This is a genomic window from Henriciella mobilis (assembly GCF_003576315.1).
Lineage (GTDB): Bacteria > Pseudomonadota > Alphaproteobacteria > Caulobacterales > Hyphomonadaceae > Henriciella > Henriciella mobilis.
In genome coordinates this window covers 1-21,856 of the sequence record NZ_QWFZ01000019.1, presented here as the reverse complement: position 1 = coordinate 21,856, position 21,856 = coordinate 1, and the positions used below count along the sequence as shown (strand labels likewise).

The window sequence follows — 21,856 nt, the reverse complement described above, 5'->3', positions numbered from 1 at the left end:
CAAGGAGAATGTAATGGCAAATATCGGCATCTTCACACGCACCAGGACGGGGTATGAGGGCTCGATCTCAACGCTGTCTCTGTGCCTTTCGGTGCGGTTTGTCCCAAACCGAAAAAAACGCGGAGATCACTCGCCTGACTATTTTATCAAAGCTGGAGACAGTGATCTTGGCGTTGGCTGGAATGCACGATCGAAAGGTGATGGCGGGAAGGACTATATCAGATGTGTCCTCGATGATCCGACCTTTGCCGAACCGGTTCAAGCAGCGCTTTTTCCAAGACCTGATGGCGCAGACCTCGTCTGGAAGCGTGCGCCGAAAGTTTAGCCGTCGTGCGAAGAGCGCTACAAAAAGTGGAGATACATCATGTTCAATCGGCTTAGCGATACGAGCCGATTGATTCTTCGGCAAGGCTCTATTCACTCACTCACGGATCGCTCCGCGGCTACTGATCAGTGACCTAAATCATAAAATCTAAGTCGGTGAGCCACTTTGAATTGATATGAAGCGCCTTCGCGCCTTCTAGCTAAAGTAGCAAATGTAAGAATACCCGACCAAAGTCCTATAAACAACTATTATTATTGAGTTTTTGGCATGGGGCTTGCCTTTACTTGACTGTGGGGGATTTTGATATGGTCAATGTTAAATTAGATGAATTTGCAACTTACCGTAGCTCTTATGACTACACAGCCTATCTTTCCAATAGGGACTGGGCGTTTGAATATTTAAGACGCAATTCCAAGTTTCAGGCAGTCGCTTGGGAAGCGTTCGGGCAAGCGCCTAAGAGCAAATTAGCGTGCCATGACATTAAACTCATTCGTCTAAAGACGGAGCAGCCGGCGGCAGAAGAATGGGGGCTTAAATTCTTTCCAAATCCAGACATTGCTGCGCCAAAAGCAACCGTATTTTGGACGCCAGAGGCTGATCCAGAAATTGTGCATGTTACTGTACTTCCGCGCGAGCCAGGTGAGCCACATGACCTTTTTGATGAGACGATAAAAAAGTGCAAAATGGTCCATTTGACCGATGATAAAGGCATCGAGCACCTCGTTCATGTCGGTCCTGGCAGGTCCGTTCAAGTCCGGTGTTCAGGCCATACTTTGGTCACGACCAAACCTGTTAAAACATCATTCAGCGTCGATGCAGTCAGAGGACTCGATTCGCATCTGGAAATTGTGAAGAGAGCAACTGAGGTCTATGGAGACCACGTTAAAACGCCGCCTGTATTCTCTCAAAAAGCACGATTGCTCAGAAATGGACTGATCGCTTTAGACGGCTCTCGGGCGGGTTTGACCGACCGCCAGATCGCTTCCATCATTGTCGGAGACAAATCGGTTGAAGAAGGGATGGCAAATGGCGACCGTTCATTGATCCAACGCGTTAGATATTACCGCGAACGAGCACATGAACTTTGTGAAGGGGCCAATGGTGCCCCACCAAGGCCAATCGACTTTATGTGCGATACGCGCTGAAAGATGTGGTGAAACCAATCCAACCATATGGATATTGTGTGTATCGAACGATCCATCAATGGGCTGATAGAGACGCTTCCGAAAACGACATCACTAAAGTAGGAAAAATTGAGCTTAGAAAACCATCGCCGATTCAGCGGCGCGCGATACTATCGATCTTCTTTCTTGCGCGCCGTGTAAACCACGCGACACATACCGCGACCGGTATGACAGAAAAGGCAATAAGAGTGCTATGATCGAGGATTAAGGGTGGCGCGCCTCTCAATAGGTATGAAATTAGCCCCACAGAATAGTATGTAATTGCCGCGACCGAAAGGCCCTCCACGGCCTGCGCGAGGTGCACTTGTTGACGCGCACGCTGCTCCATTGAGGCGAGCAAGTTTTGGGATTGCTGCTGAGCAGTATGGTCCAATTGGGTGCGCACCAACGCGAGGGCCTCAGAAATGGAAGTTGAAATAGATTCAGCGCGTCGTTCAAATGCCCGTATAGTTTTCATACCCGGATCAAGGCGGTGTTTAATGAATCCCCGCAAAGTCTGGCGTTGCCCGATCTGGGTTTCATCCAAACTTGCCAATCGGTCCGACACCAAGTCGTAGTAAGCGTTGGAAGCGGCTATGCGATAATAAAGCTCTGACCTAATCGCTGATACAGATTTTAATATATTGGCCAACTCGCGAATGGACTCATCAAGGGAAGTCTGGGTTTGGTTCAAGATAGAGGTTGCCTTTTCGGCGCGAGATTCAAGCTCATGTAATTTGGGAGTTAGACTCCGAACGGCCGGGAGGCCAAGCAGGCATGCCATTCGATAAGTTTCAAGGTCTAAGAGCCGCTTGATCAATCGGCCGCGGGCAAATCCATCTTCAAATTTTCCTGACACCGTGTACTTAACAAGGCCGTGATCAGAAACTCTGAAGTCTGTCGTTGCCGCGATACCTTCAAACATTACATTCCCGCCAAAGATGCGAGCGTCTCCGAACGCATTTTCTATTGATATCGTCTCTGACACGAGAATTCTCGCGCCCGAAAGCTGATTGCCCGGGCACCTCCGGACTAGGTCTAGCGTCTCCAAACTTGGACGGTGTTCGCCAAAGAACGTCAGAGATACAAATTCAGTGTGCCTTTCGAAACGCAAGATTCCATCTGGGCGCTCGATCAACTGATGACGTAGCTCCAGATCAAATTCCGATGGCCAGGTATTGGCATCAAATTGCGGTGTATGAAGCACCCAGTGCCAAGCTTCACCTGCTTTCCATTCGACTGCGACGGGGGGGCGCGCGTGCGCCTCGTCCTGAATAAAGGCTCGGTCGACGTGTTGGGTGTGAAGTTGTTCTGGAGAGGCCAAGACGAATTTGCTCCTTTGAGTATTGACCAATGTGCCGTTACTTTTGACGGCGCTTCGCTGTTCGCTGCTGTGCATATCGCGAGCTCGCGCAGTTTCAGAAACTCGTGATACGCAATTAGGACCACGTTATTGGCGGAATTCGTATTGTCTACTCTATTATCAGATTGTAAACTAAGTATATGAATTCGCTCGTCTGTACCGTGTTGTTCGTTTCTCAAGATCCGAAAGCCAACAAATCCGCCAAAGCTGTTTTTGCCGATGAGCGACACTATCGCCTCATCAATTGTGAGACTGAACAAGACGCAGCGGAAAAATTCAATAATGTCGATTGCCAGCTGATTATCTGCGATGAAGCGGTGCTAGCGAATGTACGGAAAAATTTTCTTGTTACCGCTCGCGTGAAAGGCCCGCAAACGGCTCGTATCGTATTCGGAGATGACAGTAAGAGCGAGCGAATTGGCAAGATCGCCAGAAATAGCGCAGCGTTTTTGCGGATGCGTAAACCGCTCAAATCTGAGCATTTGGGCATGGTTGCAAAACGCGCTTTGGAGATGGCCGAACTCTCTAGACGACACAGAATTCTATCGCGCGAACTCAAACTATCGATTGATGACGATCTATTTGGCGGGCATAAAGAAGAGGCGATCAAGGCACCCTGGTCTCGGTTCGAAAAGTTAATCTATGTCAGCCCATCGATGGACGCATTATGCGCGGCGGCAAGACAGGCTGCGAGAACCGAGCTTCCAATCCTCATTCAGGGAGAGACGGGTACGGGCAAAGAATTGCTGGCGCGCGCGGTGCACTACAACTCCAGTAGGCGTGAATCCCCGATGCATGTGCAAAATTGCGGTGGCGTTACAGATGAAGCGCTTCATTCGGAGCTTTTTGGGCACGTTTCAGGCGGGTTTCCAGGCGCTATATCGGATCGACTGGGGCTCTTTCGCGCAGCGGACGGCGGAACAGTATTCTTAGACGAGATATCAGAGATTTCACCCGCATTTCAGGTAAGTTTATTGCGTTTCTTGCAAGAAGGCGAAGTCAAGCCGCTTGGTTCGGATTTTGTCCAAAACGCTGACGTGAGGATCATCGCCGCTAGCAATCGACCGTTGGATCGGCTCGTTTCAGAGGGTAAGTTTCGTAAAGATTTGTATTACCGCCTCAAAGGGTTCGAGCTGGATATTCCAGCGCTTCGAGATCGCGTTGACGATATTCCTGCATTGGCAGCATTTTTTTTGGAGCGAGCTGCGGAAATTAATAGCAAAAGAATCGTCGGCATCTCACGTGAGGCTCTGGATAAATTGTCGATGTACGATTTTCCAGGAAATGTACGCGAATTGGAGATGGAGATTTCTAGAGCAGCTGCATTGGCCTACAACAACAGTTATATTCTTCCTAAGCACTTCTCTGAAGTGATCGCCTCTATCGAAGCGCGGAAAGACTCTCTTGCCAGTATCGAAGCTGACGGAAGAACACTTAAAGAAATCATCGAAGACTTAGAGAGCCAAATCGTTTTCCGCGTGCTGACAAGACTGAACTGGAATCAATCCAAGGCGGCGCAAAGCCTGGGTCTGTCGCGAGTTGGAATTGCAAATAAGATTAAACGATACGGTCTTGATCAGAAAGCTAGACAACTCAATGAGTAAAGATGACAGGGTTATCCCGTTTCCGCACGCCGCAGTTTCAGGCCGAAATCGTCAAAAACCAGCAAAAATTATTGGGTATTCTAAACTCGCATTGACGTTGAATCCATCCGGTGATCGGTGCGTCGGACATTGGTGTAGCCAATGCAGTGGAGTTTGGATGGGCTATGGCCCTGAAGTGGAGTGCCCTGTTTGTGGCAATCGGCAGGGCTAAACACGATGTAACATGTTCGCGTCTGCTGCGAATTAAGTTTGCATCAACAGCCGGGTGCAAACTATCTTTGCGCTGTGCCATACTGGTCTCGCAAAGGCATTTTGCGCTCTAATCAATTGTTCGTGCGATTAGATAGAGCTGTGCCGATCAAATCCCGAGCTCTCCGCGCAAGAATGCAGCTATCCGCTTAAGCCGGGCCGACTTTCAATCGATACGGCGCTCCTAAGCAAACACGAACGTAGTGGCAATTCGTGCATGAAGCCATTCCTGCGACAGAGTCTCTGTAAACTTAGTTAGCGTTTTGTGCCGGTGGTGTTTGGCATGGATATCAACTGATAAGCTGACTCATAATTTACAAACGGCGAAAAGCGCCGAGAACAGCGGAGGAAACTAATCATGGCCAATCTTCTTTGGTTGCAAGGGGGGGCTTGTTCAGGGAACACGATGTCGTTTCTAAACGCTGAAGAGCCCAGCGCATGCGATCTCGTAACTGACTTTGGAATTAATGTTCTGTGGCAGCCATCTCTCGGCCTTGAGTTAGGCGACAACGTTAAAACTATTCTGGAGAAGTGTATTTCTGGCGAAATTCAGCTCGATATTTTTGTATTCGAAGGAACTGTGATCAATGCGCCAGATGGAACCGGTGAGTGGAACCGGTTCTGCGGCGAGCCCATGAAGAACTGGGTAAAAAAGCTATGCGATGCGGCCCAATACGTGGTTGCAATCGGTGATTGCGCTACATGGGGCGGCATTCCAGCGACCGCTCCAAACCCTTCCGATAGTGAAGGTCTTCAATTCCTCAAACGCGCAAAAGGTGGTGCATTGGGGGAGAACTTTGTTTCCAAAGCTGGGCTTCCAGTCATTAACATCCCTGGATGTCCAGCTCACCCCGACTGGGTAACTCAAATTTTGGTTGCAGTAGCTTCGGGGCGAGGCGGAGATCTTACTTTGGACGAATTCCAGAGGCCAAAAACATTCTTTGCGAGCTTTACCCAAACAGGCTGTACGCGAAATATGCATTTTGCGTACAAAGTGTCGACCACCGCGTTTGGGCAGCGTAAGGGCTGTCTATTCTACGATCTAGGATGCCGCGGTCCAATGACCCACAGTCCATGCAATCGCATCTTGTGGAACCGGCAATCTTCAAAAACACGGGCGGGTATGCCTTGCCTGGGCTGTACTGAACCAGAATTCCCATTCTTTGATCTTGCGCCGGGCACAGTTTTCAAAACGCAAACAGTTATGGGGGTTCCAAAGGACTTGCCAACTGGGGTCGATAAAAAAGGATATATGAAACTGACCGCTGCCGCCAAAAACGCTTCTCCGGCTTGGGCCGAAGAAGATATTTTCGTGGTTTAGGCGAGCGCAGAGGGAAATAAGACAATGTCAGCTATTCAAACACTTGATATATCGCCAGTCGGGCGAGTCGAAGGCGATCTAGATGTTCGCGTGGATATCCAGGACGGTGTGGTCACAAACGCTTGGACAAATGCAGAGATGTTCAGGGGCTTTGAGGTTATCCTTAAAGACAAAGACCCGCAGGCCGGGTTGGTCGTGACGCCGCGGGCTTGCGGGATATGCGGCGCGTCTCACCTGACCTGTGCAGCGTGGGCGCTCGATACCGCTTGGGGTACAACGGTACCGCGCAATGCGATTTTGGCGCGCAATCTGGGGCAGATTGTTGAGTCGCTTCAGTCGCTACCTCGCCATCACTATGGCCTGTTCATGATTGACTTTACGAACCAAAACTACGCCAAAAGTCAGTATTTCGAGGAAGCCGTTAAACGCTATTCACCGTTCACTGGAACTTCATATGAAGCCGGAGTGACAATATCTGGAAGGCCCGTAGAAATTTACGCTCTACTTGGCGGGCAATGGCCGCATTCCTCATACATGGTGCCAGGTGGTGTAATGTGTTCACCAACACTTACAGACGTAACGCGCTCTGTCGCGATCCTTGAGCATTTCCGTAGAAATTGGATCGAGCCACTTTGGTTCGGCTGTTCAATGGAGCGTTACGAGGAAATCCAGTCATATGATGACTTCATGGCTTGGTTGAATGAGAAACCTGAGCACGCGAATTCAGATCTCGGCATGTATTGGCGCATGGCGATGGATATAGGCCTTGATAAATACGGCCGAGGCCACGCAAAATTCATTACTTGGGGATACCTGCCGCATGAGGACAAGTATCAAAACCCGACAATCGAAGGGCGCAATTCTGCCGTTATCATGAAATCAGGTGTTTATGACGGTGCCACCGATACGCATAAGCTCATGGATCAGGCAATGACACGAGAAGACGTGACGCACGCTTGGTATGATGAGGTTGGTGGAACTCACCCATTTGATCGCGTGACCAATCCAGTAGGTAAGAATCCCATCGATCATGAGGGTAAATATTCTTGGTCGACTGCGGTGCGCCATTCCGAAAACGGACGACTTGAAGCTGGGCCACTGGCTCGTCAATTGGTTGCGGGCGGCAGCCATGGAGAGGCTTGGCAGCATTCAGATCCACTGATCTTGGACATGTACCGAAAGATGGGGGGGCCTTCTATCGCACTTCGCCATTTCGCGCGTATGCATGAGCTTTGCAAACTCTATCGTGAGGCTGAGCGAATTCTACGTGAGTTCAAGCTGAACGACGATTGGTATATTAAGCCCACAGAAAAAGATGGCCAAGGCTGGGGTGCAACCGAAGCTATCCGCGGAGCGCTGTGTCACTGGATCGATGTAAAAGATGGTAAGATAAGCAATTACCAAATCATTGCTCCGACAACGTGGAATGTGGGGCCGCGAGCAACGGACGGCGAAAGAGGCCCAATCGAGGAAGCCTTAATTGGAACTCCAATTCAGAATCCATCAGATCCCGTCGAGGTTGGGCACGTTTGCCGTTCGTATGATAGCTGCCTTGTTTGCACAGTTCATGCGCACGATGCCAAAACAGGTGAAGAGCTGGCCAGGTTCCGCACAGCGTAAAACTTGTTTTAAACGAGAGATGTGCGTCATGAAAGGGAACTCATCGTTCCTTCCATGACGCGCATCCTGAAAGAGCAGTGATGACAGAAAAACCGGGAATGTCCGAACAGGGAGACGTTGGCAAAACACTCGAACGATATGGTGTGACACCAAAGGATGCCAACCATGCAACTTTGATCAAAATGATAGAGGATATGTTTGAAGAGGGACTTGCTACTCAACTCGAGCCGTTTCCAGAAAATGATAGAGAGTTCTCAAAGTTACTGGATCAATTGCGTGAACTGAGCCCTGATGACCTTCGGCGAAAACTGATCATCAGTGGTTGGAAGCTGTCGCCCCATGGTGAGGACGACATGCGGTGCCAAGAGTGCATGTACTATCTTGTTCACAAACGTTGGTGTGACTTGCCTGAACTTGATTTGCCCGCCGAACCAGAATGGTGGTGCCGTTTGTGGCGGATTTAGGAGGGGGATATGTCCGATATTGGGGCCACTCGCGACGAAGATAATCTACGTGAAGAGATCGCTCAAAAATTAAAGGCGGGATTAAAGACTGAAGTATTCCCACGCGCTGAAACCTCTGCCGCTGTGAACGCGATCATTATGCGGTTGCGTGAAGAGGCTGGCGCGAATGTCGAAAAGAAGCTCGTTATCGGCGGCTTCACCGACCACACGATCGAAGTCGAAGACATCGAGCAGCCCTGCGAAACGTGCATGTATTATCTGGTACACAGGAAGTTTTGTGAATTGCCAGAATTGATGCTGCCTGTTGAGCCAGAATGGTCTTGTCGGCTGTGGCGGATATAAAGCTGGCAATCATCGGATGCGGAAACACAAACCGCAGTGACGATGGCGTTGGCCCGCACGTCGTCGCTGAACTACGAACTCGTGATCTGCCAGGTTGCGCAAAATTGTTCGATGGTGGCACTGACGGAATGGGGGTCATGTACCAAGCCAAGGGCGCAACTCACCTGATCATCATCGATGCCCGTGCACCAGAAGACCAGCCCGGCGCGATATATGAGGTGCCAGGAGAGATCCTTGCCGCTCCACCTCCGCAAAGTCTGAATTTGCATGATTTTCGGTGGGATCACGCATTGTATGCGGGAAAAAAAATTTACGGAGATTCCTTTCCCAAGTACGTGAAAGTATTTCTGATTGAGGCGGAAAATTTGGAACTGGGCCTGGAGCTTTCCAGCGCCGTACAAAGCTCGGTAGCGCGAATTGCGAGTCGAATTGAAGCGTTAGCCGCGGCGGGAACAGCGGGTGCTTGGTCGTGAGTGCATGTCTTTCTGTCCGCAAAGGGTCGATATATATTCCCTCGTCAGACTGCGAGACCTATTTTCGTGGTCTCGACGCCGTAATCGTAGTTGTGAGAGAAAACGAGCTCAATGTTATGCCAGTTCAGCAAATGAGTGCTGGCGGTTACATTCTCAAAATTCGGAACGCGAACGGCGATCGGGTTGTGACCGCGCCTGACGTGTTTGCCGAGCATCAACTCATGGATTGGAATGATGATGCTGTAGAGGCTGTTTGGTGCTCTGAGCGAGGCGCTCTGATATGCGCTTTGCCTAAGGTGTAAACTAACTTTACGCTATGAAAATTTTGTAGACAGTTAATTTTTCCTCCGCTACGGCTTGTCACCTAAATAATAATTGCGGTGGCAAGCCGCTTTTTTTGCGTGGAGGAGCCCGGATGGCACGGGAGAGTAGAGCTGCGGTTGAGGCCGATGCAGCCCGACAAGCAGTAATCGATGCCGATGCCGGGGTTGCAGAGAAAGCTGAGATGCTCATGGAAATTGCTATGGGGATGCAGCAGAAGCCGAAATCTCGAGAAGATTTGATCGAAGCCGTTTCACTCTATCAAGAGGCCATAGAGATGTGTCCGCCTGAAGAGGCTCTATTGGAGGCTAGGATATTCTCCCGAATGGCGACCGCGCAAATGATGATCCCCGCTGACGATGTTACGTTTTTGGACGCGGCCCGCTCATCAATGGAATCCGCGCTCGCAACACTGAGTACGCAAGGTAAGCCAGCGGAAGTTGCGGAGGCGGAAATGAATTACGGCCTAATACTGCAAAATTTGGCGGGCGCGAACCGCGCTCGGATCCAGGATTGTATTGGTGCGTATCAAAGAGCGCTTCGCACATTCGAAGCGAAACAATACCCAGCGGAGTTCGCTATTCTGCAAAACAATCTAGCGACCGCGTTTCTTTCTATTCCGTTTACCGACGAACGATCAAAAATGCGAGAGGCATTGGCTGTGCAGGCATTTGAGGAGGGCTTGAAAGTGGTCACTTTGGTGGATCACCCCAGCGAATACGCAATGCTGCAAAACAATCTGGGTAATGCTCTTCAATATGCTTCCTCTAGTCATCGAGTAGAGAATGGTTTCCGCGCGTTGGAGGCTTATGATGAAGCGCTGCGTGTTCGAAACATCTCAGATACCCCTTTAGAGTATGCAAACACGATATCGAACAAAGCAAATTGTCTCGCTAACCTGCCGGATGCGCTTGACGCTCCAGAAAAGGGAAATCCCGAGAACTTGGCCGATGCCATAGCTTTGTACAAAGAAGCGCTCGGCCTTTTTCAGCAGTTTGGCGAACTGCAAAAGGCGGACGCAGTGTCAGCAGCAATACTCGAGCTCGAAGTAGACATCGAGAAAGCACAAAACTTACTGAATTAAACGGACTGGGAAGGAAATTTTATGATTGCGACGCTGATTGCTTTAGGGCTGGGAGCCTTGGCCGCTCTAGTGGGAGGCATTAGTTCAGGGATTGTTATTGGTGGCGAAGCCCTCGGCAAAGAAATGGCCGGCGCGATGGGGGGATTGTACGGGCTGTTGTCAGGTGGAGCCGCCGTCATTCTCGGTTTGCTCATTCTAACTTTTATTGTTGGAGCTGCCTAATGTTTGAGATGATTTTTGACTCAGTGAAACTGTTTTTTACGGGCCGTCTTTTCCAAAATTACTCGAAAGTCATTCAGCTGTTTTTGGTCGGAGTGCTTTGCGGGACTGCAATCCTCGTTGCGCTTGGATACTTTGTGTCTCCGATCGTGGGAGCGATTGGCGGCGGCCTCGTGGCGGGTATCATGCAACCCGTTCTCTTCAAAAACTTGAAATATAAATAAAGTAATGGGTGATCCGAACCTCTCACAAACCGCCGAAGAACGGGATCTTAGTAGCCTGCTTTCAGATCTGGCCGCGCTTGAAGCGCTGGCAGAGAATTGGCCGGAACAGCAAAAAAATGCTGCTTCGGCTCGAGGGGAAGCCATTGACGCTCTAAATGCTGCAGCATTTCGGCGCCTAATACGGATATTACAGTCGGTGCCAGGAATATCGAGCGCTCTGCGCGAAGCGGCAGGTGACGAAGTCGTTTACACAGTTCTTCGCCGTCACGGTATCTTGAAACCAAGCCTGCATGAGCAGGTGGACGAGGCGCTGAATTCTATCCGTCCTGCGCTAGCTTCACACGGCGGAGACGTTGAACTTGTATCCGTCGAAGAAACGTCAGTTACGGTTAGGTTTTTGGGTGCTTGCGATGGTTGCCCAGCATCTGCTTTGACCTTTTATGGCGGCGTCAAAAAAGCCATACAAGACAAGTTTTCAAACATTGTAGAGGTCAAACAAGCAAAAGGGCTAGGCGGAGGCGAAGGTGTCGAATACGCCTCTCCGTTCGCAAACTTCCAGAGAGAAGGTTGGACCAAAGCCATCGCGCTAGATGAAGTTTTGGACGGTACAACAAAGGTTCTAGAAGTAGATGGTGAATCCGTCATTCTCACTCGCTTAGGCGACAAGGTGACCTGTTTCAAAAACGCCTGCGCTCATATGGGCATGGCTATGGATGGCGGTGACATCGATGATGCGATCATCACCTGTCCTTATCACGGCTTTCAATACTCGTTGGAAAGCGGTGAGTGCTTGACCGCACCAGAGGTGCAGCTTCAGCCGCACGGGGTGCGGGTGAAAGATGGTCAGATAGAAGTTCGTTTAACAAGGTAGTGACATGAAAGTCTCAATGGCGTCTTCATTTGGTCCAATCAAAGCAGAGGGAACTGCTTTAAAGGGCGCGCCGCTTTTGTCGGAAGACGGCCCCTATGTTGTGCTGGGCTGGCAAGAACAAGAACTCGTCATGCCGAACACACCATCAGCATCTGTGCTATTTGGGCCGCGCGGAGCGGCACGGGCAAAAGACGGATCACTGTGGGTCGCTGATACCGGCCACCATCGTTTATTGGGGTGGTTAACTGGGCCGACTGTGGACAACCAAGATGCGGATATACTGATAGGTCAACCTTCTTATTCGCGCGAAGGGCGGAACGCCAAAGGCGAACCCAGTAAGTCAACTTTAAATGTTCCGACGGGTGTTTCGCGATGGCGCGACGGGATTGCTGTAGCAGATGCATGGAACCATCGCGTTTTGCTTTGGCACGAAGTGCCAAAAATTCAGAATCAACCTGCAGATATTGTCCTTGGTCAAAAGGATGGGTGTTCCATCGAAGCGAACCATGGCCGAGACGCTCCGCGCGCGACGAGTCTGCATTGGCCATATGGAGTTGTCGAGGTTGATGGGAAGCTCGCCGTTTGCGATGCGGGCAATCGGCGAGTTTTGATATGGAATTCTCCTGAGGAAACAGGACAACCCGCAGACCTTGTTCTTGGCCAAAACAACATGGAGACGAGAGATGAAAACTGTGGTCAAGAAATTGGCCGCATGGGGATGCGCTGGCCACACGCAGCAGTGAACTGGCAGGGCGGATTTGCAGTCGCTGACGCTGGGAATAACCGAGTCATGCTTTGGGATGAGTGGCCAACACAAAATGGCCAGCCTTGCAGCCATGTTCTGGGGCAGAAGAATTTCACGGACTGCGATCACAATCTTGCATCTTACTATCCAACGTCCGCCGCCCTTAATATGCCTTACGCGGTAGCCGTTAGCGAAAACAAGTTGCTCGTTGCGGATACCGCAAACTCCAGACTCGTAGGCTGGCGGGAAACGACTACCGGCGCCGATGCGGATTGGCTAACAGGGCAACCGGATTTTGCTTCGAAAGGTGATAATCGATGGGGAATTATTGAGCGAGATTCCCTCTGTTGGCCGTATGGCATCACGAGTTCAGATGACGAGTTGATTATCGCGGATAGCGGAAACAACCGTGTCCTTCTGTGGAGGATGGCGAAATGAGCTCCCGCCTCGCTGGCGAATTGATTGTGGTGCGCGGTCAAGTCCAAGGAGTTGGTTTTCGGCCAACCGTCTGGCGGCTTGCGCATGAATTAGAATTGGTTGGCGATGTTTGCAACACTCCTGAGGGCGTCAATATTCGACTATGGGGTGATCGGATCTCGGCTTTTGTTGAACGCTTGCAGAGTGAAGCGCCGCCGCTAGCGCGTATTCAAGAGATGGAACGTCGATCAGTGAGCGGTGAAATCCCCACTGCATTTGAGATCGCCCAGACATCCGAAGGCGTGATGCGCGTTGCAATCACGCCGGACGCTGCCACTTGTCAGGATTGTCTAGACGAGATCAACGACCCTTTTGATCGGCGCTTTCGGTACCCATTTGCAAATTGCACAAATTGTGGCCCTCGCTTTTCAATCATTCACGGCGCACCTTATGATCGTGCAAAGACCAGTATGCGAGCCTTTGATCTTTGCGGTGATTGTCAAACGGAGTACGAGAACCCGTTAGACCGACGTTATCACGCTCAACCCGTTGCATGCCACATGTGCGGTCCAAAAGCTTGGATAGAAAAGCTCGGTCAGGGCATCGTTAACTGCGAAGCCTTCTCTATGTTAGATGATGTTGACGCAGTCGGCGGGATGCTGAAATCAGGTGAAATAGTTGCCATTAAAGGACTTGGCGGATTTCATCTCGCTTGCGATGCGACTAATTCTGCTAGCGTTGAAAAACTACGAGAACGAAAGCAGCGCAAAGACAAGGCGTTCGCGCTCATGGCGCGCGATATCGAAGCGATCTCGGCCTTTGCCCACATAACTGCGGAGGAGGAAGCGCTGTTACGCTCCAGCGCTGCTCCAATTGTCCTACTTGAAGCGCGACGCGATGCTCACTTGCCGGACGCTGTCGCCCCCGGACTAAATCGTCTGGGCTTCATGCTGCCGTATACACCGCTTCATCATATCATGCTGAAGCGCATGACACGGCCAATCGTTATGACATCTGGTAACATCTCCGGCGAACCTCAATGTTACACGAACGAAGCTGCTCGAAACCGGTTGGCAGAAGTCGCCGACTTTGGCTGCATGACCGATCGAGATATCGTCAATCGCATTGACGATAGCGTGGTGCGTTGTGATCTTGGTGCTCCCAGAATACTAAGACGAGCGCGCGGTTATGCGCCATCTTCGCTATCGCTTCCTCCAGGGTTGGAGAATGCGCCTCCCATGATTGCGTACGGTGCGGATCTAAAAAACGCCTTCTGCTTAGTCAAAGATGGCGAAGCCATTTTGAGTCAACATATGGGGGACCTGGCGGACCCCACGACCGCGGACGAACTAACGCACAATCTATCACTCTACCGTGATTTGTATGAACACGTTCCGGCAACAATCGTTGTGGATCAGCACCCAGAGTATTTTTCCTCCAAATTGGGTAAACACGACGCGGATCAGTTGGATCTTCCACTGATCGAGGTGCAACATCACCACGCGCATATTGCGTCGTGCATGGCGGAGAATGCGTGGCCAACGGATGGCGGCGATGTTCTCGGGATCGCGCTCGATGGAGCCGGGTGGGGCGGCGACGGGACAATATGGGGCGGAGAGTTTCTGGCTTGCAACTACACTTCGTTTAAACGACTGGCGATGCTAAAACCGGTGGCTCTACCTGGTGGTGATGCTGCAGCGCGTGAGCCTTGGAGGAATGCGTACGCGCATATTACTGCACAGATGGGGTGGGCTGAGTTCGCAATGAATTTCTCTGACTTGGATATATTCAAGTTCTTGAGTTTAAAGCCAAGAGACACCCTCGATAGCATGATCTCAGAGCAGGTGAATTCACCTAAATCAACATCCTGTGGCCGTTTGTTTGATGCAGCTGCCGCAATTGCTGGTCTGGCGCCGGAACGTCAAACCTATGAAGGTCAAGCTGCAATGCTATTTGAGGCCGCGATTGACCCAGGTGCGCTCGATGAGAGTTCAGATCTGGATTACCCATTTTCTATTCCCCTAATAGATGGACATGGCATGCCATACATCGAACCGTTAGCTGTATGGAGAGCGATGCTTGGCGATCTGGTATTGCAAACCCCTATAGGTGTGATTGCAGCTAGATTTCACCGCGGTTTAGCCCGGGCAATTGTGGCGATGACCAAACGCCTCATGGGGAACCAACCGACTTTCTCAGCGGTCGCTCTCTCGGGCGGCTGCTTCCAAAATCAAACTCTCTTCAAACTCGTGCATGGACATTTGAGAGACGCTGAAATCGACGTCCTGACACACAAACAAGTTCCAGCAAATGACGGTGGTATTGCGCTTGGACAAGCCGCGATCGCCGCCGCAATTATTCTTAACCAAAACCAAGGGAGCAAACGATGTGTTTAGGAATTCCAGCACAGATTATGTCCATTTCTGATGCGACTAAAAAGCTTGCAATGGTCGAGGTCTCGGGAGTTCAACGCGAGGTCAATGTTGCCTGCATAATGCCAGAGAGCGGCGACGCGGATGAATTGCTCGGCGCTTGGGCATTGATCCACGTTGGGTTTGCGATGAGCCGGATAAATGAAGAGGAGGCTAAGAAGACTTTAGAGATCCTCATCCAGCTCGGAGAAGCGCAAGCAGAAATAGAGGCAATGCGCCACGGACAAGCTGCATTGGAGGGGTCATCATGAAGTACGCTGACGAGTTTCGCGACCCTGAGGCGGTCAATACGGTTTTATCAGAGATCGAAAGCATTATTGACGAAATTGGTGCCACCGCCGACCAGCCTATCCACATTATGGAAATTTGCGGTGGGCACACTCACGCAATCTTTAGGTATGGGTTGGATAAGCTAACGCCGGAAGGGCTAGAGTTTATTCATGGCCCTGGGTGTCCTGTCTGCGTGCTACCCATGGCCCGCGTAGACGAATGCGTAGAGCTAGCTGAGCGCCCAGAGGTTATATTTACGACCTTTGGCGATGCCGTCCGGGTGCCCGGGACTAAGAAATCGCTTCTCCAGGCCAAAGCAGATGGCGCGGATATTAGGATCGTTTACTCGCCTCTAGATGCCTTAGAACTGGCGCGCCGAAATCCTGATCGCGAGGTGGTTTTCTTTGCATTGGGCTTTGAGACAACAACGCCGTCAACCGCTCTTTGCGTGCAACAAGCAGCACAAGAAAAAATCTCCAATTTTTCCCTCTTTTGCAATCACATCACAGTCCCGCCACCGATCAAAGTTCTCTTGGATGATCCATACATGAAGCTGGATGGGTTTGTTGGGCCAGGTCACGTTTCCATGGTGATAGGCTTGGAGCCTTATGAGTTCATTGCCCGCGACTATAATAAACCAATCGTCGTCGCCGGATTCGAACCTGTAGATTTGCTGCAATCAGTGATGATGGTTTTGGAACAAATCAAATCAGGGCAAGCTAAGGTCGAAAACCAGTATGCCAGAATTGTTCCAGATCAAGGCAATCCCGTTTCCATCGCCGCCTGTGAAGATGTCTATGAACGGCGTGAATCTTTTGAATGGCGCGGCCTGGGTGAAATCGATGAATCTGGCCTCAAAATCCGAGAAAAGTACGCGTCGTTCGATGCTGAGAGAAAATTTGGCATCGGCTATGGCCAAGCATCACGGGTCGTAGAAGAACCCGAAGGCTGTCGGTGCGGTGATGTAATGACGGGCCGTATCAAGCCAATTCAATGCGAGCAATTCGGCAAAGGATGCACGCCGGAACGGCCATTGGGTGCGTTAATGGTTTCTTCCGAGGGAGCATGCGCGGCATACTATCAATACGGAGGGGTTCGTCCGGACCTGGAGCCGGCCGCATGAAACAGGCCGCGCAAACCGCCAGAAAACTGCGCGCCACTCATGTAACGCTCGCACATGGCGGCGGCGGGAAAGCCATGCGTGATCTGATTGAAGATGTGTTCACAAGCCGCTTTAAACCAGACGGTGCTGAAGACCAGGCCCGATTGGAGCCGGGTGCCCTCGCTCAGGAAGGCGCGAAGCTTGCCTTCACTACAGATAGTTTTGTGGTCTATCCTCTGGAATTTCCGGGCGGTGATATTGGGCGCATCTCTGTATGTGGCACAGTCAATGATCTAGCGGTCGGAGGTGCTACTCCACTTTGGTTATCTGCCTCGTTCATTTTGGAGGAGGGCATCGAGGTGGATCTTTTGCGCCGCGTCGTTGATTCGATGTGCAAGGCTGCCGATGAGGCGGGCGTGAAAATTGTCACCGGAGACACTAAAGTCGTAGAACGGGGAAGCGCCGACAAATTGTTCATTACGACGTCAGGCGTGGGTGTCATCCCGTCAGGTCGAAATCTCTCCGCCACCTCCGTCCGTGAGGGAGACGTTGCAATTGTCAGCGGGCTGCTAGGAGATCACGGCGCAACGATATTGGCTGCCAGAGGAGACTTGGCAATCAATGCGGATATTAGGTCAGACGGCCAACCTCTTGGTGAACTGATGGACGCAGTGATCAATGCTGCGCCAAATTTGCGTTGTTCGCGCGACGCGACTCGCGGTGGATTGGCTTCAGCCTTGAACGAAATTGCAGAAGCGTCCGCTGTCAGTATTCTAATCGACGAAACGCTATTACCCCTTAGAAAAGAAGTTAGAGGTGTTTGCGAAATCCTCGGCCTTGACCCTCTTTACCTGGCAAACGAAGGGGCTTTGGTCGTTTTCGCTCCGGAAAGCGAAGCCAATGCAGCGCTTGAGGCCATGCGATCTGTCAAAGCGGGAAAGAATGCTGCGATCATTGGGCATGCAAAAAGCGGAATTGCCGGTCGTGTGGAAATGAAAACGATATTTGGAGGAGCAAGAATCGTCGAAATGCTGGTGGGTGAACAGTTGCCGAGGATTTGTTGAATGTTTGGAATTCTCGCACTCGGATTTTTGATTGGCATGACCCACGCTCTGGAAGCAGACCATCTCGCAGCTATGGCGGCTATTTCAAGCGACCACACTGCACAAAAACGAAAGATGATGTTGCGTGGCGCATTTTGGGGGGCTGGACACAGCCTTACCTTATTTGCCTTAGGTGGCGTGGTGATTGTCTTCGGTTTTGTTTTAACCGATGCCACGGCTGCACGACTGGAATTTTCTGTGGGCGCGATGCTGGTTTTGCTAGGACTACATCTCGTTTTTCGTATGTGGCGTCGCAAAATCCACTTTCATGCACATCGTCATGAAGACGGAAAAGCACACCTGCATGCTCACAGTCACCATGGTGAAAAAAGCGCACATTCTGATTCATCACATCAGCACTCTCATCCAGATGGCTTGCCCTGGCGCGCGCTTATCGTAGGGCTTGTCCATGGTGCCGCTGGATCGGCCGGATTGTTGACGCTTGTCATTGCAACCACGCAGAGTGCATTGGTTGCTTTGGCCTATATCCTCGTTTTCGGTGTCGGATCCATCGTCGGTATGGCGGTTCTCTCTTATGCAGTCGCATGGCCGCTTGGCGCAATCGAGCGTTCCGCACGTAAAATCCACGTGACCGTTACGGTTCTTGCTGCTTTGTTTGCGGTCGGCATCGGCGTGAATGTGATGCGCTCTACTGCGGCGCTGGCTTGGGTAGGAGCCTGAGATGCACGAGTTGGGATTAAGCCGTTCCATAGCTGCGATCGTGACAGAAAACTCTAGGGGACGCCAAGTTCGAAGAGTCTCAGTCGCAGTAGGTCCACTCGCCTGCGTCGAGAAGCGTGCTCTGGCGTTTTGCTGGGATATTGTAACCGAAGGCGGGCCGCTGGCTGGATCATTACTGGAGTTTGTAGACGCCGAAGGCGACGTGTTTTTGGTTAAAGAGTTTGAATTTGAGGAGGCTGCGTAATGTGCGGAACTTGTGGATGTTCAGATCCTATGAATAGCGTGACTATCGAAGATGCAAAAACTGGCGAACGCCGGGTGCTGCGAGAAGGTGGGATCATAAAACACAATGAACATGAACCCCATCATCACCACCCTGATCACGAGCATTCCCATGAAGGAGATGATCGTCCGCATGTACATGGGCCTAATGGCGAGATTATCAGTCTTGAAGCTGCCGTCATGTCGAAAAATGATGCTATTGCAGCGCAAAACCGAGGTTGGTTTGAAGGACGGCGTGTTCTCGCGCTCAATTTAGTCAGTTCACCTGGTGCGGGCAAAACTTCCTTGCTCGAATACACAATTCGAAATTTTTCAAAAGACCATCCGATTGCAGTGATTGAAGGGGATCAGATGACTGCAAACGACGCCGAACGCGTGCGTGACGCAGGTGCGCAGGCAGTACAAATCAATACCGGCGCGGGTTGCCACCTTGAGGCAGATATGATCGCGGAAGCGGTTAAATCACTCGAATTGGAAGCAGGTGCCGTCTTGATGATCGAAAATGTGGGGAATCTCGTTTGTCCTTCGATGTTTGATCTCGGCGAGCGCATGAAGATTGCCGTGATTTCGGTGACTGAGGGAGAAGACAAACCGCTAAAATATCCGCACATGTTTCGGGCGTCGAAGTGTGTGCTGATCAATAAGGTCGATATTGCCGAGGCTGTCGAGTTCGACGAAAAGCAATGCCGCGAAAACATTCTATTGGTTAATCCTGAGGCGAAAATTTTAGCCTTGTCCGCGAAGACCGGAGAGGGAACTGCAAAATGGTTCGAGTTTTTAACGGAGCTATGTGAGAGCTGAGGGCTACAGTCCGGAAGAGAGTATTGCGGTGCGCTCTCAATTGCCGGTTTTGATACCTCATACGATTAGAATTACTCATTCTAGGGTCGGTCAATCTGTCATTTGACGGCCCGTTTTCCGTTCGCCATATACGAGAAAATTTTGCCAAAAATCCCAAACGGAATGGCGGCGCAACTTATCGGTTGAATTTAAATAGAAGTCAGTGACTTGGTCACTTTCGGTTTGAATGGTTTCTGAACTACGGACCACTGAAGAGGAGAATTATGTGAGACTTATCTTACTTTTGTCGCTGATCTGTGTCGGGGTACATGGGCACGCGATCGCCCAGCAATCCAACTTCAGTACGGGACCTGTCATCCAAGATTTCGGTCCTGTGGCTCCGGTGTCTGATGTTCGGCTTGATGCTGAAACAGAGTTAAAAGTCGCATTCGATGTAGCCGAACCTGCAAAGGCGGGACAGATCAATCGCCGACTGGAAAGCGCGGCAAGGTTTTTAAATATGCATGGTGATTCCGGCGTGCCGGTTGAGCAAATGAGCGTAGCTATCGTGGTACATGGTCCCGCAGCGATGGATCTTGTCACATCCGAGCGATATGGGAGTGACAACGCAAATTCTGAGTTGATCGCTGCGCTGATCGAGGCCGGAGTGTCGATTGAACTTTGCGGGCAAACCGCCGCGTTCAGAGAAATTTCTGAAGCCGATCTTCTGCCAGGCGTGAAACTGTCTCTGTCTGCTATGACATCTCACGCGCTTTTACAGCAATCCGGCTACACTCTAAATCCATTCTAGAGTTCAGTAGATGCGATCGGTATTTGTCCTAATAGTAGCGATTTTTGCTTGGCAGTTCGTGGCCGCCGCACAGATCCAGTCAATGACCGCGACCGAGGCGCATAACCTGCAAAGCCAAAACGGGGCGATTCTGATAGATGTACGAACACCTGGCGAATGGAAGAGAGACGGAATGCCAGCCGGATCAATCGGTATTTCGATTGCGGAGACTGACTTTGTCTCACGCGTTCGCAACATTGTCGGCGGTGACTTGGACCGACAAGTGATCCTTATTTGCCAAACCGGAGTGCGATCTTCACACGCTGCCAGATTATTGGAACAGAATGGGTTCCGTAACCTTAGTAACGTTCAAGAAGGTATACGAGGCAGCTGGCGAGCAGGTCCAGGTTGGATCAAGAAAGGCTTGCCAATGAGCCGGAAACCATCCGAATGAAGCTCCTAATACCTCCGCCTTTGATAGGACTCGTAACAGCCGCAGCGATGTGGATTGTCGCCAGAAATGCAGTCAGTTTTCAAGTTGAGCAACCGCTAATCGAGCATCTCTCATTGGGGGTTATTGCAGTTGGAATAGGTATAGAGCTTGTTTGCGTCTTCCAGTTTTTTCGGGCGAAAACCACAGTCAATCCGTTGAATCCGGATCAGGCGAGCAGTCTCGTTATAACAGGGTTTTATCGATATACTCGAAACCCAATGTACCTGGGATTGCTGATTTTGTTGCTCGGGTGGGGGCTAAGACTTTCGAACCCGCTGGCGTTGCTACCAATTCTACTATTTGTTGCCTACATGACAGTGTTTCAGATTAAGCCTGAGGAAGAAGCCTTAAAGCGCAAGTTTGGCGATCCGTACTTAGAGTATTGCGCACGAGTGCGCAGATGGCTGTAGAAATTTTTCGTCACTTAACCGGATACTTAAGCGACCAAGAAAGACTATCCGTGGTTGCGTCTTGCTGGTCGGATAGACCGATTTTCATATCGATATGGCCGTCCTGAGGCTCGCTTGTATAGGTGCCAAAAATCCGATCCCACAGCGATAAACAAAACCCGAAATTGGTATCGTGTTCATGACTGTGAACCGAATGGTGAACCCGATGCATGTCTGGCGTGACGAGTATGGTCCTCAAGATACGGTCCAGCCATCGTGGAAGAGCGAGGTTTGCGTGATTGAACATCGCGCTGGCGTTTAAAACGACCTCAAACAAAATGACCGCTATCACGCTTGGTCCCAGCAAGAATACCAATACCAGCTTGTAAAGCGATGAAGCGGCAATCTCGATTGGATGAAACCGCAACGCGCTGGAGGCGTCTAAATCGCGATCAGCATGATGAACGCGATGAAAACGCCAAAAAAGTGGAACCTTGTGACTAATTAGGTGTTGGAACCAAATCGCCAAATCGAGCGCGGCGATCGCGAGTAGAACTGACACGACGAGCGGAAGTTCAATGTAATGGAGCAAACCCCAGCCGAGCTCTAAACTCAAACTGGCTGCTGCCGTCATCGCAAGGAGCGGAGCTGCGAGTGCTAACACCCTGTTGCTCTGCCCCACAGGGGTGGTCCACCGGTAATGTTAGTCCGGCGGTTTCCACGTAGCGG

At 50.9% G+C, this 21,856-nt stretch carries 25 protein-coding genes; 23 read left to right on the top strand and 2 right to left on the bottom strand.

All coding sequences use genetic code 11. From position 1 onward, the window contains the following. The first annotated feature begins 13 nt into the window (after positions 1–13). Complete coding sequence (locus D1227_RS10865; RefSeq protein ID WP_119404685.1) at positions 14–325, top strand: DUF736 domain-containing protein; 312 nt, start codon at positions 14–16, stop codon at positions 323–325. A gap of 305 nt (positions 326–630) precedes the next feature. Next, positions 631–1,470 (top strand): DNA -binding domain-containing protein, encoded by an 840-nt coding sequence (locus tag D1227_RS10860; protein ID WP_119455281.1) that lies wholly within the window; start codon positions 631–633, stop codon positions 1,468–1,470. 133 nt (positions 1,471–1,603) lie between these two features. Here the strand turns inward: D1227_RS10860 and D1227_RS10855 are convergent, their stop codons facing one another. Further along, positions 1,604–2,887, bottom strand: coding sequence for a DUF3422 domain-containing protein (locus D1227_RS10855; RefSeq protein ID WP_119404683.1), 1,284 nt, complete (start codon positions 2,885–2,887; stop codon positions 1,604–1,606). Positions 2,888–2,991: 104 nt separating this feature from the next. On the opposite strand from D1227_RS10855, the gene D1227_RS10850 reads away from it, so the two are divergent. From D1227_RS10850 to D1227_RS10740, 21 genes are all read left to right on the top strand, one after another. After that, a complete protein-coding gene (locus D1227_RS10850) occupies positions 2,992–4,455 on the top strand; it encodes a sigma 54-interacting transcriptional regulator (protein WP_119404682.1) in 1,464 nt (487 codons plus the stop codon). A 607-nt stretch (positions 4,456–5,062) separates the two neighbouring features. Further along, positions 5,063–6,025: an NADH-quinone oxidoreductase subunit B family protein gene (locus D1227_RS10840; RefSeq protein ID WP_112073829.1), complete on the top strand. Its 963-nt coding sequence runs from the start codon at positions 5,063–5,065 to the stop codon at positions 6,023–6,025. Between the two features lie 24 nt (positions 6,026–6,049). Next, the gene (locus tag D1227_RS10835) at positions 6,050–7,645 is read left to right on the top strand and encodes a nickel-dependent hydrogenase large subunit (protein WP_112073828.1); all 1,596 of its coding nucleotides are present in this window, start codon (positions 6,050–6,052) and stop codon (positions 7,643–7,645) included. Between the two features lie 80 nt (positions 7,646–7,725). Next, positions 7,726–8,109 carry a hypothetical protein gene (locus tag D1227_RS10830; protein ID WP_233350143.1) on the top strand — a complete coding sequence of 128 codons (384 nt, stop codon included), beginning with the start codon at positions 7,726–7,728 and terminating at the stop codon, positions 8,107–8,109. Positions 8,110–8,118: 9 nt separating this feature from the next. Next, positions 8,119–8,451, top strand: coding sequence for a hypothetical protein (locus D1227_RS10825; RefSeq protein WP_112073827.1), 333 nt, complete (start codon positions 8,119–8,121; stop codon positions 8,449–8,451). Further along, positions 8,424–8,924: a hydrogenase maturation protease gene (locus tag D1227_RS10820; protein WP_119404681.1), complete on the top strand. Its 501-nt coding sequence runs from the start codon at positions 8,424–8,426 to the stop codon at positions 8,922–8,924. Before D1227_RS10825 ends, D1227_RS10820 begins: the two co-directional genes overlap by 28 nt. A 415-nt stretch (positions 8,925–9,339) precedes the next feature. Further along, on the top strand, positions 9,340–10,329 hold the full coding sequence (locus D1227_RS10810; RefSeq protein WP_112073824.1) for a hypothetical protein: 990 nt from the start codon (positions 9,340–9,342) through the stop codon (positions 10,327–10,329). 21 nt (positions 10,330–10,350) lie between these two features. Next, positions 10,351–10,551 (top strand): hypothetical protein, encoded by a 201-nt coding sequence (locus D1227_RS10805; RefSeq protein WP_119404680.1) that lies wholly within the window; start codon positions 10,351–10,353, stop codon positions 10,549–10,551. Next, positions 10,551–10,772, top strand: a complete 222-nt coding sequence (locus D1227_RS10800; RefSeq protein WP_112073823.1) for a hypothetical protein — start codon at positions 10,551–10,553, stop codon at positions 10,770–10,772. Before D1227_RS10805 ends, D1227_RS10800 begins: the two co-directional genes overlap by 1 nt. Before the next feature lie 4 nt (positions 10,773–10,776). After that, positions 10,777–11,643 (top strand): NifU family protein, encoded by an 867-nt coding sequence (locus D1227_RS10795; protein ID WP_119404679.1) that lies wholly within the window; start codon positions 10,777–10,779, stop codon positions 11,641–11,643. Between the two features lie 16 nt (positions 11,644–11,659). Beyond that, positions 11,660–12,826, top strand: coding sequence for an NHL repeat-containing protein (locus D1227_RS10790; protein ID WP_233350144.1), 1,167 nt, complete (start codon positions 11,660–11,662; stop codon positions 12,824–12,826). After that, entirely contained in the window at positions 12,823–15,201 is a 2,379-nt protein-coding gene (gene hypF / locus D1227_RS10785; protein WP_119404678.1) for a carbamoyltransferase HypF, read from the top strand. Before D1227_RS10790 ends, hypF begins: the two co-directional genes overlap by 4 nt. Continuing rightward, the gene (hypC, locus tag D1227_RS10780; protein WP_112073819.1) at positions 15,192–15,488 is read left to right on the top strand and encodes a HypC/HybG/HupF family hydrogenase formation chaperone; all 297 of its coding nucleotides are present in this window, start codon (positions 15,192–15,194) and stop codon (positions 15,486–15,488) included. Before hypF ends, hypC begins: the two co-directional genes overlap by 10 nt. Continuing rightward, the gene (hypD, locus tag D1227_RS10775; RefSeq protein ID WP_112073818.1) at positions 15,485–16,630 is read left to right on the top strand and encodes a hydrogenase formation protein HypD; all 1,146 of its coding nucleotides are present in this window, start codon (positions 15,485–15,487) and stop codon (positions 16,628–16,630) included. The genes hypC and hypD overlap by 4 nt, the downstream gene beginning before the upstream one ends. Beyond that, entirely contained in the window at positions 16,627–17,673 is a 1,047-nt protein-coding gene (gene hypE, locus D1227_RS10770; RefSeq protein WP_112073817.1) for a hydrogenase expression/formation protein HypE, read from the top strand. Before hypD ends, hypE begins: the two co-directional genes overlap by 4 nt. Then, positions 17,674–18,393 carry a HoxN/HupN/NixA family nickel/cobalt transporter gene (locus tag D1227_RS10765; protein WP_112073816.1) on the top strand — a complete coding sequence of 240 codons (720 nt, stop codon included), beginning with the start codon at positions 17,674–17,676 and terminating at the stop codon, positions 18,391–18,393. It begins immediately after the preceding gene. Between the two features lies 1 nt (position 18,394). Next, entirely contained in the window at positions 18,395–18,637 is a 243-nt protein-coding gene (locus D1227_RS10760) for a hydrogenase maturation nickel metallochaperone HypA (protein WP_112073815.1), read from the top strand. A 29-nt stretch (positions 18,638–18,666) separates the two neighbouring features. Then, on the top strand, positions 18,667–19,476 hold the full coding sequence (hypB, locus tag D1227_RS10755) for a hydrogenase nickel incorporation protein HypB (protein ID WP_233350146.1): 810 nt from the start codon (positions 18,667–18,669) through the stop codon (positions 19,474–19,476). 265 nt (positions 19,477–19,741) lie between these two features. Continuing rightward, positions 19,742–20,266, top strand: a complete 525-nt coding sequence (locus tag D1227_RS10750) for a DsrE family protein (RefSeq protein ID WP_233350147.1) — start codon at positions 19,742–19,744, stop codon at positions 20,264–20,266. Between the two features lie 10 nt (positions 20,267–20,276). Then, entirely contained in the window at positions 20,277–20,699 is a 423-nt protein-coding gene (locus D1227_RS20465) for a rhodanese-like domain-containing protein (RefSeq protein ID WP_112074133.1), read from the top strand. Continuing rightward, positions 20,696–21,148, top strand: a complete 453-nt coding sequence (locus tag D1227_RS10740; protein ID WP_112074134.1) for a methyltransferase family protein — start codon at positions 20,696–20,698, stop codon at positions 21,146–21,148. Before D1227_RS20465 ends, D1227_RS10740 begins: the two co-directional genes overlap by 4 nt. A gap of 10 nt (positions 21,149–21,158) precedes the next feature. On the opposite strand, the gene D1227_RS10735 is transcribed toward D1227_RS10740, so the two are convergent. Continuing rightward, the gene (locus D1227_RS10735; RefSeq protein ID WP_233350148.1) at positions 21,159–21,791 is read right to left on the bottom strand and encodes a sterol desaturase family protein; all 633 of its coding nucleotides are present in this window, start codon (positions 21,789–21,791) and stop codon (positions 21,159–21,161) included. Between the last annotated feature and the right edge of the window lie 65 nt (positions 21,792–21,856).